Below are 15,912 nucleotides of genomic sequence, written 5' to 3' on the forward strand. Positions count from 1 at the left end.
TCAACGGATACGGATCATGCCAGCGCCCGCGGCAGCCCTATCAAGTAGATAAGATAATTCCGAATATCTGACAGGCCATAAACATGAACATATCAATGCCAGCCCAAGGCCTTTTTAACACACCACCGGCCAACTGGGCATACATAGGACTTATTCCTGCCCTAGCCGCACTCTCCGGCCTCGCTGTATACCTGAATCCTAGCTGGTTTTATTTAGTGCTGACTTTAGATCTCTGGCTCTTGGGCTATCATCATGTCATTGCAACCTATACGCGCATTGCTTTCGACGTGACCAGCATAAAGGAACACTGGTTACTGCTGTTTCCACTGCCTCTGCTGGTGATAGGCGCAGTCCTCCTTGGCTATCACTTCGCCGGGGGAATACTGATCTCGTCAGTCTACTTGTACTGGCAGTGGTATCACTATACCCGACAAAGCGAAGGTATATCTAAAGCGTACGGCATGAAGTATGGCGACAAGAAGATCGTAGCGAATTTTTTCAATCGCACAGCATTCTACGGTATCGCCGCGCTCAGCTTTCTATGGATGATTACTCGCCAAGACAGTGATTTCTTAGGCATGCCGTTCTGGAGCTTTCATCTGCCCGAGCCTGTTCGCCTCGGATTACTCAGCATCACTCTATTACTAACAGTAAGCTGGCTCATCTATCTGGCAACCCTGTTACAACAGAAGAAAATCTCTAGATTTTACTTTTCCTACATGGCTAGCCATGCCGCAATCTATCTATTCTCCTACATCGTCATCGAACCCATTAGCTTTGGCTGGCTCGTCATAAACATCTGGCACAACAGCCAATATATTTTCTTTGTCTGGCTGTCCAACACCAAAAAGTACAGTAACGGCATTGACAACCAGCACAAAACCATATCATACCTAAGCCAACCCAATCGATTAATCATCTATCTACTAGTCTGCATGTTGCTAACAAGTATTGTCTATGGCGGACTACAGCAAATTACCGAATACGCCATGACAAATTACAATCTCTCGCTAATCCTACTGCTTTACTCCACCATAAACTTCCATCATTACATCATCGACTCAAAAATCTGGAAATTAAAGCATCCAAAAATTCAGGCCAGCCTAGGTCTAAATAAAGCATGAACTTAGGCATCACAGGTAGCGCCGGGCGCTACCCAAGCCTAGACGGGCTTAGAGGAGTTGCGATCATCGCAGTATTGTTGCGACATGCAGCTTACTACTGGCCTCAACCATTAGAGAGCGGCTTCTGGAAGCCTTGGATTAACGGATGGCTGGGAGTCAATTTATTCTTTGTTCTGAGTGGCTTTTTAATTTTCCAGCACTTGCTAAACTGGTGGCCCGAACAAAACATCCGGAATTTCTTAAGCATCTTTTTCCTAAAAAGATTTCTACGCATCATCCCGGTTTATCTAATAACCTTAATACTCGCAGCACTCTGCATAATACCTGGATATACACCAATACAGCCGCTCGACTGGGAAATCACATTACAACATTTATTATTTATACAGGAATACTACTCATCCCCTCTTGTCATCCCACTTTGGTCAGTAGCAACGGAAGAGAAATTCTATCTGCTAGCACCACTCCTAGCCGCTCTATTTCTGCACAGCAATAGAGCAAAATTTCTGAGCGGCCTCGCCGCCATAGCGTCGATCTACATAGCGGGAAGAGCCCTCACAATCCTTCTAATGCCGCCCGATGGTTACGAAAATTATTTTTGGACATTTCGCGCACCTTTCCAGCATGCAGCGCTCCATATAGCCATAGGCAGTTCGATTGCCCTACTTGTTCATAAACGCCCACCACTGAAGATCAGCACCGCCACGCACAAATTTTTGTTCGCAACGTTATGTGCCACACTTATACTTACCCTCTGCTCCATAGATTGGCTAAAAACAAAACAATGGCTCATTGTTGACTTAGTTAGCCTGCTGTTTACCGCCGCATGCGCCGGCCTAGTTTTTTTGCTTATTCAACCGAAAACTTACCCTCATCCGATTCTTGAATCTCGCCCTTTGCTTTTTTTTGCCAAAATATCCTATCCGCTCTATGCAACCCACATAATGTTAATTCCGCTATCTATAGCCGCCAGCAACACCATAAGCGAATTTCAGCAAATCAATTTCCTGGTTTTCGCCATAGTGTATTTGGCCTTATCCATTGCTCTAGCTCTAATCATTCACCTGCTGATAGAAAAGCCTTTCTTGCGCATCAAAGATCGATTGCAGTATCCAGATAAATCGAACCTTACAAACCCAAAAATAGCCGCAAATACGCCTTGATGCGCAGCTGAAAGTTCAATGTCCATCATCAGATCCTGCCCGATCTCGACACTGGAGACATACCGCCTTTGTCCGTAACAACGGCGGCAGTTCTCCAAACGCCATTCAGCAATGAAGCCTAACCGCTACAACTCCTGGCGCACCTGGGCTTCCAGCTCGGCCTTGAGCGAGGGATCCAGCTTGAGCTGCCGGGCCAGCTCCTCCAAGTAGGCGCGCTCCATGAAGTGCTCCTCGTCCACCATCAGCACGCTGGCGATGTACATCTCCGCGGCCATCTCCGGGGTAGTGGCGGCACGCGCCACCTCGCCCGGGTCGAGCGGCTTGTTCAGCTCGGCGTCCAGCCAGCGCAGCAGCTCGGGATCGTTGGCCAGGGCACCGATCTGCTCCTCGATCAGTTGGCGCTCCTTGGCGTCCACGTGGCCATCGGCCTTGGCCGCCGCCACCAGCGCCTTGAGGATGGCCTGGCTGTGCAGCTCGGCCTGGGGCGCCGGCAGACGGTCGACGGTCTGCGGCTCGACGCGCGGCTGCGTGGTACCCTGCTGTTGGGCCTGCCAGTTGCCGTAGGCCTTGTAGGCGATCACCCCGAGCGCGGCCAGGCCGCCATAGGTCAGCGCCTTGCCGCCCAGCTTGCGTGCACTCTTGTTGCCCAGCAGCAGGCCCAGGGCACCTGCCGCCAGGGCGCCGCCGCCGGCGCCCTTGAGCAGGGTGCTGAGATCACCACCGCCTTTACCGCCACTCGCGCCGCCGGCGATGCCGCCGAGCAATCCGCCCAGGCCGCCGGACGACGATGATCCGGACTTCTGCTGCAGCAGGTCCTGGCCGGATTTGAGCAATTGGTCGAGCAGTCCACGGGTATTCATCTGAGCCCTCCTTCAGGGTTAACCGATCCATGGAAGTGCCCCGATTCTAGCCACATGACCCACGGGCGGAAGTGACGCAGTGCTTCGGGATATTGCAGGCGCCAGGGAAAAGCCCTCTTCTTTCGAATAAAAAGAACGGCTTTATCTATTTTCGATAAACCATAATCCCCACAGCCCGCCGCATCGGATTGCCCGTCATGATGACCCTGCGCCAGATCCGCCATTTCATCGCCGTCGCCGAGACCGGCTCGATCTCCGCCGCCGCCCAGGCGGTATTCATCTCCCAGTCGACCCTGACCCTGGCCATCCAGCAGTTGGAGGAGGAGATCGGCGTCAGCCTGTTCAACCGCCACGCCAAGGGCATGAGCCTGACCCACCAGGGCCACCAGTTTCTGCGCCAGGCGCACCTGATCCTGGCCACAGTGGACAACGCCAAGCGCAGCCTGCAGCAGAGCACCGACCAGGTCGCCGGCAGCCTCACCATCGGCGTGACCAGCCTGGTGGCCGGTTACTACCTGGCCGACCTGATCACCCGCTTCCAGCGCGCCTACCCCAACGTGCAGACCCGCGTGGTGGAGGATGAGCGCCCCTATATCGAGCACCTGCTGGTGAGCGGCGAGATCGACGTCGGCGTGCTGATCCTGTCCAACCTGGAAGATCGCCACGCCCTGCAGACCGAGGTGCTGACCCACTCGCCGCATCGCCTGTGGCTGCCGGCCCGGCATCCGCTACTGGAGCGCGACAGCATCGGCCTGGCCGACGTGGCCGGCGAGCCGCTGATCCAGCTCAACGCCGACGAGATGGGCCTGCACACCCAGCGCATCTGGAGCCGTGCCGGCCTGACGCCGCACGTGACGCTGCGCACCGCCTCGGTGGAGGCCGTGCGCAGCCTGGTGGCGGCAGGCCTCGGTCTGTCGATCCAGCCGGACATGACCTACCGGCCCTGGTCGCTGGAGGGCGACATCATCGAGGCGCGCCCGCTGGTAGACCTCGGCGAGCCACTCGACGTCGGCCTGGCCTGGCGCCGCGGCACCGCGCGGCCGGCGCTGGTCGATCCGTTCCTGACCCTGGCCCGTGAGCAGCCCAACAGCCGCAAGGTTTCGATTTAATCGAACGCCGCTTTCAATATTTAGAATTTGTAGACCTCAAGCCCGGACTCTAGTCTCGCTTCCTTATGGACGCGGGCGCCCCGGGCCAACCGGAGCCGCCATGCCAGCCGCAGCGAATAACAGAAGAAACGCGAAGATGAGCACGCCCACCCTGCACAGCGCATTGCTGATCGACGGCCAACTGGTCGGCGGGGAAGGCGTCGCCGAAACCATCCTCAACCCGGCCAGCGGCGAAGTGCTGTGCAGCATCGCCGAGGCCTCGCTGGAACAGCTGGAGGCCGCTGTCCAGGCCGCCCATCGCGCCTTCCCGAGCTGGTCGCGCACCACTCCCGCCCAGCGCGCCAGCGCCCTGCTCGCCATCGCCGATGCCATCGACGCCCAGACCGAACAACTGGCGGCGCTGGAGGCGCTGAACTGCGGCAAGCCTGTGCACCTGGCGCGCCAGGACGACCTGCCGGCCACCGCCGACGTGTTCCGCTTCTTCGCCGGTGCCGTGCGCTGCCAGCAGGGCCAGCTGGCCGGCGAATACGTGGCCGGGCATACCAGCCTGGTGCGCCGCGACCCGGTCGGCGTGGTCGCCTCCATCGCGCCGTGGAACTACCCGTTGATGATGGCCGCGTGGAAGATTGCCCCGGCCCTGGCAGCGGGCAACACCATGATCTTCAAACCCTCGGAGCACACGCCGCTGTCGATCCTGGCGCTGGCGCCGGCGCTGCGCGAGATCCTGCCAGCCGGCGTGCTGAACATCGTCTGCGGTGGCGGCGAAGGCATCGGCAGCAGCCTGGTCGGCCACCCGCGGGTGCGCATGGTGTCGCTGACCGGCGATATCGTCACCGGGCAGAAGATCCTGCAGAGCGCCGCCCGCACCCTGAAACGCACGCACCTGGAGCTGGGCGGTAAGGCGCCGGTGATCGTCTGCAACGACGCCGACCTCGACGCCGTGGTCCAGGGCATCCGCACCCACGGCTACTACAACGCCGGCCAGGACTGCACCGCCGCCTGCCGCATCTACGCCCAAGCCGGCATCCACGACCGCCTGGTGAGCGAGCTGGGCGAGGCCGTGGCGAGCATCCGCTTCGCCCGCAAGAAGGACGCCGACAACGAGATCGGCCCGCTGATCAGCGCTCGCCAGCGCGACCGCGTGGCCAGCTTCGTCGAGCGCGCGCTGGGCCAGCCGCATATCGAGCGGGTCACCGGCGCCGCCGTGCATTCCGGCCCCGGCTTCCACTACCAGCCGACGCTGCTGGCCGGCTGCAAGCAGAGCGACGAGATCGTCCAGCGCGAGGTGTTCGGCCCGGTGGTCACGGTCACCCGCTTCGACCAGCTGAGCCAGGCCCTGGGTTGGGCCAACGACTCCGAGTACGGCCTGGCCAGCTCGGTGTGGACGCAGAACCTGGACAAGGCCTTCCAGCTGGCCAACCGCCTGCAGTACGGCTGCACCTGGATCAACACCCATTTCATGCTGGCCAGCGAGATGCCCCACGGCGGGCTCAAGCGCTCCGGCTACGGCAAGGACCTGTCCAGCGACTCGTTGCAGGACTACAGCGTGGTGCGCCACATCATGGCGCGCCATGGACAACAACTAGACTGAAACCAACCGCCGGCTCGGCAGCCGTCTTGCCGAACGACATTCATCTGCCCCGATAACAGGTCACAACAAGAGGGAATCACGATGTCCGCGCCAAGAACCGCACTGCTCAGCGCTGTCGCCACCGCCCTGCTCGCCGCAGGCGCCGTGCAGGCCGCCGAACCGCTCAAGACCCTGGGCCAGGCCGAAGGCCAGCTCGATATCATCGCCTGGCCCGGTTACATCGAGCGCGGCGAGACCGACAAGAACTACGACTGGGTGACCCAGTTCGAGAAGGACTCGGGCTGCAAGGTCAACGTCAAGACCGCCGCCACCTCCGACGAGATGGTCAGCCTGATGGCCAAGGGCGGCTACGACCTGGTCACCGCTTCGGGTGACGCCTCCCTGCGCCTGATCGCCGGCAAGCGCGTGCAACCGGTCAACGTCGACCTGATCCCCAGCTGGAAGAATATCGACGAGCGCCTGAAGAACGCGCCCTGGCACGTGGTCGACGGCCAGCATTACGGCACGCCCTACCAATGGGGCCCGAACGTGCTGATGTACAGCACCAAGCTGTTCAAGGAGGCGCCGAGCAGCTGGAAGGTGGTGTTCGAGGAGCAGACCCTGGCCGACGGCAAGAGCAACAAGGGCCGCGTGCAGGCCTACGACGGCCCGATCTACATCGCCGACGCCGCGCTGTACCTGAAGGCGCACAAGCCGGAGCTGGGCATCACCGACCCCTACCTGCTCAACGAGGAGCAGTACGCCGCCGCGCTGGAATTGCTGCGCCAGCAGCAGCCGCTGATCCACCGTTACTGGCACGACGTCACCGTGCAGATGAACGACTTCAAGAACGAGGGCGTGGTCGCCTCCAGCGCCTGGCCGTACCAGGTCAACGCGCTGCAGCTGGAGAAGCAGGAGATCGCCTCCACCGTGCCCAGCGAAGGGGCCACCGGCTGGGCCGACACCACCATGCTGCACGCCGAGGCCAAGCACCCGGTATGTGCCTACAAGTGGATGGACTGGTCGCTGCAGCCCAAGCTGCAGGGTGACCTGGCCGCCTGGTTCGGCTCGGTGCCGGCGGTACCGACCGCGTGCGAAGGCAACGCCCTGCTCGGCGCAGAGGGTTGCAAGACCAACGGCTTCGACAACTTCGACAAGATCGCCTTCTGGAAGACCCCGCAGGCCGAGGGTGGCAAGTACGTGCCCTATAGCCGCTGGACCCAGGACTACATCGCCATCATGGGCGGCAGGTGAAAACCGTCCTGGCGGCTGCTGCGCGGACCTGATCCGCGCCCGGGCAGTGCTCGGAATCCTCACGTACTCCAGTACGTTGCGGTTCCTCCGCGCTGGCCGGACACGGCTGAGGCCCGCTCGCGACGCTGCCAGAACGATTTTCGAACCCTTGATGCCTTAGCACCCCCTTCCACAGCTTTACCGTTGTACACCCACCACCGACTCTCCCGCCTCGTGTCGGCAAACCGGACGGGCCGGTGGTGGGTGGCTTTTCTCCTGGAGTGTTCGAGATGACCCTTGCAGTGCAATTCACCGATGTGTCCCGCGTGTTCGGCGAGGTCAAGGCCGTCGACCGGGTGTCCATCGACATCCGGGACGGCGAATTCTTTTCCATGCTCGGCCCCTCCGGCTCGGGCAAGACCACCTGCCTGCGCCTGATCGCCGGCTTCGAGCAGCCCAGCGCCGGTTCCATCCGCATCCACGGCGAGGAGGCCGCCGGGCTGCCACCCTACCAGCGCGACGTCAACACGGTGTTTCAGGACTACGCCCTGTTCCCGCACATGAACGTACTGGAGAATGTCGCCTACGGCCTCAAGGTCAAGGGCGTGGCCAAGGCCGAGCGCCTGGCCCGCGCCGAAGAGGCCCTGGCCCTGGTCGCCCTCGGCGGCTATGGCGTGCGCAAGCCGGCGCAGCTTTCCGGCGGTCAGCGCCAGCGGGTCGCACTGGCCAGGGCCCTGGTCAATCGCCCGCGGGTGCTGCTGCTCGACGAGCCGCTCGGCGCGCTCGATCTCAAGCTGCGCGAGCAGATGCAGAGCGAGCTGAAGAAGCTGCAGCGCCAGCTCGGCATCACCTTCATCTTCGTCACCCACGACCAGGGCGAGGCCCTGTCCATGTCCGACCGGGTGGCGGTGTTCAACAAGGGCCGCATCGAGCAGGTCGACACCCCGCGCAACCTGTACATGAACCCGGCCAGCGCCTTCGTCGCCGAGTTCGTCGGCACCAGCAACGTGCTCAAGGGCGAGCTGGCGCAGCAGCTCAACGGCTCGCCGCGCCCCGTGTCGATCCGCCCCGAGCACGTGCGCCTGTGCGACGGCAGCACCCTGGGCGGCGACGAGGTGGCCATCGGCGGCCTGCTGCACGACATCCAGTACCTGGGCGCCGCCACCCGCTACGAGCTGCAACTGGACAACGGTCAGAACTTCGCCGTGAGCCAGGCCAACAACCAGTGGGGCGTGGGCGATGCGCCCTGCCAGCCGGGCCAGCGAGTCACCGCGCGCTGGGCCCGCGCGGCCATGGTCGCCCTGCGCGAGGAGGCCTGAGATGAGTCAGGCCATCGCCCTGCAGGCAGACGGCGGCGGACCGCTGCGCCGCCTGTCCAGCCTGCTCTACCGCAAGCCGACGCTGTACCTGTCGCTGCTGCTGATCCCGCCGCTGCTGTGGTTCGGCGCGATCTACCTGGGCTCGCTGCTGACCCTGCTGTGGCAGGGCTTCTACACCTTCGACGACTTCAGCATGACGGTCACCCCGGACCTCACGCTGGGCAACTTCAAGGCGCTGTTCCAGGCCGCCAACTTCGACATCATCCTGCGCACCCTGACGATGGCCGTGGCGGTTTCCCTGGCCGCCGGCCTGCTGGCCTTCCCCATCGCCTACTACATGGCGCGCTACACCGACGGCAAGACCAAGGCCTTCTTCTACATCGCGGTGATGCTGCCGATGTGGGCCAGCTACATCGTCAAGGCCTATGCCTGGACCCTGCTGCTGGCCAAGGGCGGGGTGGCCATGTGGTTCGTCCAGGTGCTGCACCTGCAGCCGTTGCTGGAACTGATCCTCGGCATCCCCGGGGTGGGCGGCAACACCCTGTCGACCTCGCACCTGGGGCGCTTCATGGTGTTCGTCTATATCTGGCTGCCGTTCATGATCCTGCCGATCCAGGCCTCGCTGGAGCGCCTGCCGCCGTCGCTGCTGCAGGCCTCGGCAGACCTCGGCGCCAAGCCTCGGCAGACCTTCTTCCAGGTGATCCTGCCGCTGTCGATCCCGGGCATCGCCGCCGGCTCGATCTTCACCTTCAGCCTGACCCTCGGCGACTACATCGTGCCGCAGCTGGTGGGGCCACCCGGCTACTTCATCGGCAGCATGGTCTACGCCCAGCAGGGCGCGATCGGCAACATGCCGATGGCCGCCGCCTTCACCCTGGTGCCGATCGTACTGATCGCCGTCTACCTGTCCATCGTCAAGCGTCTGGGGGCCTTCGATGCTCTCTGAGAAAGCATCCCTCGGCCTGAAGCTGGCCGCCTGGGGCGGGCTGGTGTTCCTGCACTTCCCGATCCTGATCATCTTCCTCTACGCCTTCAACACCGAGAGCGCCGGCTTCAGCTTCCCGCCCAAGGGCCTGACCCTGCACTGGTTCGAGGTGGCCTTCGCCCGTGCCGATGTGCTCGAGGCCATCGAGCTGTCGCTCAAGGTGGCGGCGGTGGCCACGCTGATCGCCATGGTCCTCGGCACCCTGGCCGCGGCGGCGCTGTGGCGGAGCGACTTCTTCGGCAAGGAGAGCGTGTCCATGCTGCTGATCCTGCCGATCGCCCTGCCCGGCATCGTCACCGGCATCGCCCTGCTCTCGGCGTTCAAGACCTTCGGCATCGAGCCGGGCCTGCTGACCATCGTCATCGGCCACGCCACCTTCTGCGTGGTGATCGTCTACAACAACGTCATAGCCCGCTTCCGCCGCACCAGCTACAGCCTGATCGAGGCCAGCATGGACCTCGGTGCCGACGGCTGGCAGACCTTCCGCTACATCGTCCTGCCCAACCTCGGCTCGGCCCTGCTGGCCGGCGGCATGCTGGCCTTCGCCCTGTCCTTCGACGAGATCATCGTCACCACCTTCACCGCCGGCCACGAGAAGACCCTGCCGATCTGGCTGCTCAACCAGCTGTCGCGCCCGCGCGACGTACCGGTGACCAACGTGGTCGCCATGCTGGTGATGCTGGTGACCATGCTGCCGATCCTCGGCGCCTACTACCTGACCAAGGGTGGCGAAAGCGTGGCCGGCAGCGGCAAGTAGCGCCCTATTCATGCAACCCGACGACACGAGGTTCTAGCGATGCAAACCAAACTGCTGATCAACGGCGAACTGGTCGCCGGCCTGGGCGCCGCCCAACCCGTGCTCAACCCCTCGCTGGGCAGCACCCTGGTACAGATTCCCGAGGCCAGCGCCGAGCAGATCGACGCCGCCGTGCGCGCCGCCGATGCCGCCTTCGATGACTGGTCGCAGACCACTCCGGGCCAGCGTTCCGCCCTGCTGCTGGCCCTGGCCGACGCCATCGACGCCAACGCCGACGAGCTTGCCCGCCTGGAGTCGCAGAACTGCGGCAAGCCCTACGCCGCCGCCCGCAACGACGAGCTGCCGGCGATCGCCGACGTGTTCCGCTTCTTCGCCGGCGCCGTGCGCTGCCTGCAGGGCTCCGCCGCCGGCGAGTACCTGCCGGGGCACACCTCGATGATCCGCCGTGACCCGATCGGCGTGGTCGCCTCCATCGCGCCGTGGAACTATCCGCTGATGATGGCCGCCTGGAAGCTGGCTCCGGCCCTGGCCGCCGGCAACTGCGTGGTGCTCAAGCCCTCCGAGCAGACCCCGCTGACCGCCCTGCGCCTGGGCCAGCTGATCGCCGATATCTTCCCCGCCGGCGTGGTCAACATCGTGTTCGGCCGTGGTGCCGCCGTCGGCGAGCCGCTGGTCAACCACGCCAAGGTACGCATGGTGTCGCTGACCGGCTCCATTCCCACCGGCTCGAAGATCATCTCCAGCACCGCCGCCTCGGTGAAGCGCATGCACATGGAGCTGGGCGGCAAGGCCCCGGTGATCATCTTCGACGACGCCGACATCGACGCCGCCGTCGAGGGCATTCGCACCTTCGGCTTCTACAACGCCGGCCAGGACTGCACCGCCGCCTGCCGCATCTACGCGCAGAAGGGCATCTACGAGAGGTTCGTGGCCAAGCTCGGCGAGGCGGTCGGCTCGATCAAGCACGGCCTGCAGGACGACGACGGCACCGAGCTCGGCCCGCTGATCACCGAGGTGCATCGCCAGCGCGTGGCCGGCTTCGTCGAGCGCGCCAGCGCGGTGTCGCATATCGAGGTGGTCACCGGCGGCAAGGCGCCGGCCGGCAACGGCTTCTTCTTCCTGCCCACGGTACTGGCCGGCGCCAAGCAGAGCGACGAGATCGTCCAGCGCGAGGTGTTCGGCCCGGTGGTCTCGGTCACCCCGTTCGACGACGAGGCGCAGGCCCTGGCCTGGGCCAATGCCTCCGACTACGGCCTGGCCAGCTCGGTGTGGACCCGCGACGTCGGCCGCGCCCATCGCCTGTCCGCCCGCCTGCAGTACGGCTGCACCTGGGTCAACACCCACTTCATGCTGGTCAGCGAGATGCCGCATGGCGGCCTCAAGCACTCCGGCTACGGCAAGGACATGTCCATGTACGGCCTGGAGGATTACACCGCCATCCGCCATGTGATGTTCAAGCACTGATCTGAACGCCGCGCCCTTGGCCGGGCGCGCGACGCTCAGATAACTCCACTGTTTCCCTGCCCCACGGGCGATGCTCGGCACCGCTCGCGGGCAGCGCTACGCCGATTTCGGGCCAGCCGGCCCACAACCCGCGGGTACGCCCGCACGGAGGCAAGCATGCGTCATCTCGTCAGAGCCTTATCCCTGCTGTCGCTGTTCTGTTTCGCCCACCTGGCCCAGGCGGCCGATGCCAAGGCCATAGTCGACGGCTACATGGCCGCCTGGAACGCCCACGACGCCGACAAGGCCGCGACATTCCTGGCCGAAGACGCGGTGTACTTCGACGCCACCGTCGGCACACCGCAGAACGGCAAGGCCGCCGCCCGCGACAACGTGATCAAGGTATTTATCGGCGCCGTGCCGGACCTGAAGTGGGAGATGACCAGCGCGCCCATCGTCAGCGCCGACGGCATTGCCTTCCAGTGGAAGTTCAGCGGCACCAACAGCGGCGACTGGAGCGCCGAGACCAAGGCCACCGGCAAACCGCTGTCGTTCGAGGGGGTCAGCTTCATCCGCATCAGGGACGGCAAGATCGCCTACCAGGGCGACTACTACGACGCCCTCGGCTTCAACAAGCAGCTGGGCTGGTAAGCGGAGCGTGAACCAGCGCATGGATTCGCACCGAATCGGACAGACGCGCTCGCAAAGGGAGTAGGCCGTCACATTTGTCCACCGGGCGATCTTTCAGGATCGCCCGAGCACCGCCACCCCGGCGGCCGGAGCAGCCGCCATGCCCCTGCCCTCGCCCACTCGCCTGTTCCCGCGCCGCGCCCTGCTCGGCGCGCTGGGGCTATTGGTCGGCCTGGGCGGCGCACCGAGCAACGCGGGCAACGTTCAGCCCTCGGCACTGGCCGAGGCGATCAGCGCCAATCGCCTGCAGGCCTGGCAGCAACTGCTGGAACATCCCGGCGCGGCGGACGAGGCGGCGCTACTGGAGCGAGTCAACCGCTTCGTCAACCGCAGCGTGCTGCATGGCGAGGATCTGGATGTGTGGGGCGAGGCCGACTACTGGGCCACGCCACGCGAGACCCTAGGCCTGGGCCGTGGCGATTGCGAGGACATCGCCATCGCCAAGTACTTCGGCCTGGTCCAGCTGGGTATGCCCAGCGCCAAGCTGCGCCTGACCTTCGTCAAATCCCTGGAGCTGAAGCGCGCGCACATGGTGCTGGCCTACTACGCCGACGAGCGCGCCGAGCCGCTGATCCTCGACAACCTGCAAGCACAGATCCTGCCGGCTCGCGAGCGCCGCGACCTGCTGCCGGTCTACGCCTTCAACAACCACGGCATCTTCCTCGGCAGCGCGCCGCAGCGGCAGTCCAAGCAGTCGCCGCAGCTGCTGTCGCGCTGGCAGGACGTCAGCGCGCGGGCGCTGGCCGAAAGCTCATCGGCCAGCAACCCGCACTCCATCTAGCGCGCAGCGCCCCGCTCGTAGGCGCCCAGATCACACACCGCCAGGCCATCGCCGTTGCCATCGCGCGGCCGCGGGTAGCCACGCTGATCTACGCTCGGGCAGGTGCCGACACCCGCGTCCAGCGCCGGACTGGCGGGAGGCAGGCTGAAGGTCGGCAAACCAGCACTGTTGTCGGCCAGTGCATAGAGCACCTTGCCGTAGATGCTCTGGTCATCGACATAGACAGCGGCGGGGCAATTGCCCGAATCGAGACCGAGCAACAGCCCGCTCGCGCGCTGGACTGTTGCGTCGTTGATGCAATTGCCGAACTGGTTGTCGGCAATCACGCTGTTACGCACGTCCAGGAAACCGCGGTTATGCAGCCCCACCGCCGCGTTATCGGCAATGGTGACGTGCAACAACTTCATGCGCGGGGAGTAGTACAGAAGATCGGTGGCGTTGCCGTTGGCCACGGCAGAATACAACCCGGACCTCGAACTGCTGGTCGCTACCGTGACGTTGGACATCGTCAGCACGCCATAGACCGCATTGCGTACCGCGACGCCTTCGTCGCCATCGGCCCGGCTGTCCAGAATGGCCACCCGCGCCAGACTGGCTTCACCCGTATTGAACAGGGTCGCCCCCGCACTGATGCTGTTGGAGCTGATGACCGAATTGCCGCGGAACAGGGTGTCACGCACGCTCAACGTGCCGGCATTGAACAGGGCCCCGCCCTCAGCGCGGCCGAGATCATAATTGGCGATGCCGTTGCCATCCAGAATGCTGTCGTAAAGCTCTAGCGTGCCCTGGTTGTAGATCGCCCCACCGCGGTGCTCAGCGAACCACAAGTACCAGATACGCAGCCCCGTCAGCAGACTGCGACGCAGCACGACATGGCCGCGGTTCTCGATACCGCCGCCATTCGAGGTGGTATAGCCGTTGCGCAACGTCACGTCCTGCACATCCAGCACCGCGCCGGCCTCCACCTCGAACAACCTATCGATGCTCCCACCGTCGATGATGGTGTCCTGCCGAGTGGTACCCACCACGGTCAGATTGCCGGCGAGCACGTCGAGATCGCCATTGAGGTTCTGATCCTCGTCATAGACGTCGCCGTCCACACCATATTCCGGCGGCAAGGAAAGCTGGTAGGTACCGGCCCGCAGCAGGATGCGATTGGTGCCACCCAGCTGGTTGTTCACGCTGACGGCATCGCGCAACGAACAATGGCTATCGCAGATACCATCGAATTCATCGTTGAAGCGGTTGACCTTCAGATCTTGAGCCAAGACGGCATCGGAAAGGACAAAAACAGACGCGCAGGCAAGCGCGGATATGGAGTAGCGCATGGCGGAGGCTCCAGATACGGGACGTTATTCGCGGACAACGCCCAGCTTCCGCAGACCTGTCGCACATGGGCGACGGATAACTTCTTAGGGATGTGCAGGCAGCCAGTCAAGACCGCTTATCCGCCGATCAGCGCTCAGCGAACCTTCGAGCCGCGCTCATAGGCGCCCAGATCGCACACCGCCAGCCCATCGCCGTCGCCATCGCGCGGCCGCGGGTAGCCGCGCTGATCTAGGGTCGGGCACGCGCCGACACCCGCGTCCAGCGCCGGGCTGGCGGGAGGCAGGCTGAAGGTCGGCAAACCGGCGCTGTTGTCGCTCAGTGCATAGAGCACCTTGCCGTAGATGCTCTGATCGCCGACATAAACAGTCGCAGGGCAATTGCCGGAATCGGCACCCAGCAGCAATCCGCGGGACATCAGGGTTCCCGCGTTGACGCAATTGCCCTCCCGATTGTCGATAAGCAGGCTGTTGCGCACGGTCAGATTGCCCTCATTGTGCACCCCGACCGATAGGTTATCCGCAACGGTCGCGTGAATCAGCGTCATCGAAGGAGTACCCGGATACATGGGATAGTCGCTCCCGTTGGCAATGGCGGCGTAGCTCTCCAGCCCTGCGAAGGGTGTCTTCGCCACGGTGACATTGGCCAGCGTCAGCGAGCCGTCGCCATCGTTGCGTATCGCCGCGCCCTGACCGTCGCCACGGTTGTTGACGAAGGATGCCCGTATCACGCTGGCCGCGCCGGTATTGAACAAGGCCCCGCCGATGCCGGTTACGTCGTCGGTACTCACGCGATTGTTGACAAACAGCGTGTCTCGCACCTTGAGCGTGCCAGAGCTGAAGATGGCGCCGCCAAAAGCTCCACCGCTATCGCCCGTTAGCACATAGTTGCTCTCGAATTGGCTGGCATACACCTCGAGTTGGCCACTGTTGAAGATTGCTCCTCCGCTCTGCTCACCGCCCCATGGATATCGGCAGCGGTTCTGGGTCAGCAAGGCGTGGCGCACGGTCAGGTGGCCTCGGTTTTCGATTGCCCCGCCGTCCTCGGAGGTCTGCCCGTTGCGCAGCGTCAGATTCAACACCGTCAGAGCAGCACCGGCCTCGACCTCGAACAAACGGTCGACCGCGCCACCGTCGATGATGCTGTCGCGACTGTCGGTGCCGACCAGGGTCAGCGAGCCGGCGAGCACATCGAGGTCGCCATTGAGGTTCTGGTCCTCGTCGTACACCTCACCCTCCTCGCCGTAATCGGGGGGCAACGCCAGGGTGTAGGTGCCGGCGGGTAGGAGGATGCGGTTGTCACCACCCAGCAGATTGCTGGCCGTGACCGCGTCACGCAGCGAACAATGGGTATCGCAGATACCGTCGAATTCATCGTTGAAGCGGTTGACCCTCAGGTCCTGGGCCTGGACGGCCTCGGAAAGGGCAAGAACAGACGCGCAGGCAAGCGCGGATATGGAGTAGCGCATGGCGGAGTCTCCAGATACGGGACGTTATTCGCGGACAACGCCCAGCTTCCGCAGACCTGTCGCACATGGGCGACGGATAACTTC

General features: G+C 63.2%; 14 protein-coding genes and 1 other RNA gene. 12 read left to right on the forward strand and 3 right to left on the reverse strand.

What is annotated here, in order from left to right; all coding sequences use genetic code 11:
• The first annotated feature begins 95 nt into the window (after window positions 1-95).
• On the forward strand, window positions 96-1,124 hold the full coding sequence (locus OH686_RS06750; protein WP_289537072.1) for a hypothetical protein: 1,029 nt from the start codon (window positions 96-98) through the stop codon (window positions 1,122-1,124).
• Window positions 1,121-2,287 (forward strand): acyltransferase family protein, encoded by a 1,167-nt coding sequence (locus OH686_RS06755; protein ID WP_289537075.1) that lies wholly within the window; start codon window positions 1,121-1,123, stop codon window positions 2,285-2,287. Before OH686_RS06750 ends, OH686_RS06755 begins: the two co-directional genes overlap by 4 nt.
• 125 nt (window positions 2,288-2,412) lie before the next feature.
• Here the strand turns inward: OH686_RS06755 and OH686_RS06760 are convergent, their stop codons facing one another.
• Window positions 2,413-3,147, reverse strand: a complete 735-nt coding sequence (locus tag OH686_RS06760) for a tellurite resistance TerB family protein (protein WP_289537078.1) — start codon at window positions 3,145-3,147, stop codon at window positions 2,413-2,415.
• Between the two features lie 197 nt (window positions 3,148-3,344).
• On the opposite strand from OH686_RS06760, the gene OH686_RS06765 reads away from it, so the two are divergent.
• The 10 genes from OH686_RS06765 (at window position 3,345) to OH686_RS06810 (ending at window position 13,034) form a co-directional block, all read left to right on the forward strand.
• Window positions 3,345-4,256: a LysR family transcriptional regulator gene (locus OH686_RS06765; RefSeq protein WP_137974252.1), complete on the forward strand. Its 912-nt coding sequence runs from the start codon at window positions 3,345-3,347 to the stop codon at window positions 4,254-4,256.
• 136 nt (window positions 4,257-4,392) lie between these two features.
• On the forward strand, window positions 4,393-5,847 hold the full coding sequence (locus tag OH686_RS06770; RefSeq protein ID WP_289537081.1) for a gamma-aminobutyraldehyde dehydrogenase: 1,455 nt from the start codon (window positions 4,393-4,395) through the stop codon (window positions 5,845-5,847).
• An 81-nt stretch (window positions 5,848-5,928) separates the two neighbouring features.
• Window positions 5,929-7,080: a putative ABC transporter substrate-binding protein YdcS gene (gene ydcS, locus OH686_RS06775; protein WP_289537083.1), complete on the forward strand. Its 1,152-nt coding sequence runs from the start codon at window positions 5,929-5,931 to the stop codon at window positions 7,078-7,080.
• Window positions 7,081-7,141: 61 nt separating this feature from the next.
• Window positions 7,142-7,216, forward strand: a non-coding RNA gene (locus tag OH686_RS06780) — sX9 sRNA.
• A gap of 133 nt (window positions 7,217-7,349) precedes the next feature.
• The gene (locus OH686_RS06785; protein WP_289537084.1) at window positions 7,350-8,378 is read left to right on the forward strand and encodes an ABC transporter ATP-binding protein; all 1,029 of its coding nucleotides are present in this window, start codon (window positions 7,350-7,352) and stop codon (window positions 8,376-8,378) included.
• 1 nt (window position 8,379) lies between these two features.
• Window positions 8,380-9,324: an ABC transporter permease gene (locus OH686_RS06790; RefSeq protein WP_289537086.1), complete on the forward strand. Its 945-nt coding sequence runs from the start codon at window positions 8,380-8,382 to the stop codon at window positions 9,322-9,324.
• The gene (locus tag OH686_RS06795) at window positions 9,314-10,120 is read left to right on the forward strand and encodes an ABC transporter permease (protein ID WP_289537088.1); all 807 of its coding nucleotides are present in this window, start codon (window positions 9,314-9,316) and stop codon (window positions 10,118-10,120) included. Before OH686_RS06790 ends, OH686_RS06795 begins: the two co-directional genes overlap by 11 nt.
• A gap of 39 nt (window positions 10,121-10,159) precedes the next feature.
• Complete coding sequence (locus tag OH686_RS06800; protein ID WP_289537090.1) at window positions 10,160-11,584, forward strand: gamma-aminobutyraldehyde dehydrogenase; 1,425 nt, start codon at window positions 10,160-10,162, stop codon at window positions 11,582-11,584.
• 156 nt (window positions 11,585-11,740) lie between these two features.
• Window positions 11,741-12,214 (forward strand): ester cyclase, encoded by a 474-nt coding sequence (locus OH686_RS06805; protein WP_289537092.1) that lies wholly within the window; start codon window positions 11,741-11,743, stop codon window positions 12,212-12,214.
• A 139-nt stretch (window positions 12,215-12,353) separates the two neighbouring features.
• Window positions 12,354-13,034: a transglutaminase-like cysteine peptidase gene (locus tag OH686_RS06810; RefSeq protein ID WP_289537094.1), complete on the forward strand. Its 681-nt coding sequence runs from the start codon at window positions 12,354-12,356 to the stop codon at window positions 13,032-13,034.
• Here the strand turns inward: OH686_RS06810 and OH686_RS06815 are convergent.
• Together OH686_RS06815 and OH686_RS06820 are read right to left on the reverse strand one after the other, a co-directional pair.
• Window positions 13,031-14,362, reverse strand: coding sequence for a choice-of-anchor Q domain-containing protein (locus tag OH686_RS06815; RefSeq protein ID WP_289537096.1), 1,332 nt, complete (start codon window positions 14,360-14,362; stop codon window positions 13,031-13,033). The two genes, OH686_RS06810 and OH686_RS06815, sit on opposite strands and share 4 nt — an antisense overlap.
• A gap of 134 nt (window positions 14,363-14,496) precedes the next feature.
• Window positions 14,497-15,828, reverse strand: coding sequence for a choice-of-anchor Q domain-containing protein (locus OH686_RS06820; RefSeq protein ID WP_289537098.1), 1,332 nt, complete (start codon window positions 15,826-15,828; stop codon window positions 14,497-14,499).
• Window positions 15,829-15,912 lie beyond the last annotated feature (84 nt).

It is taken from the genome of Pseudomonas sp. SO81, assembly GCF_030374125.1.
Taxonomy (GTDB): domain Bacteria; phylum Pseudomonadota; class Gammaproteobacteria; order Pseudomonadales; family Pseudomonadaceae; genus Aquipseudomonas.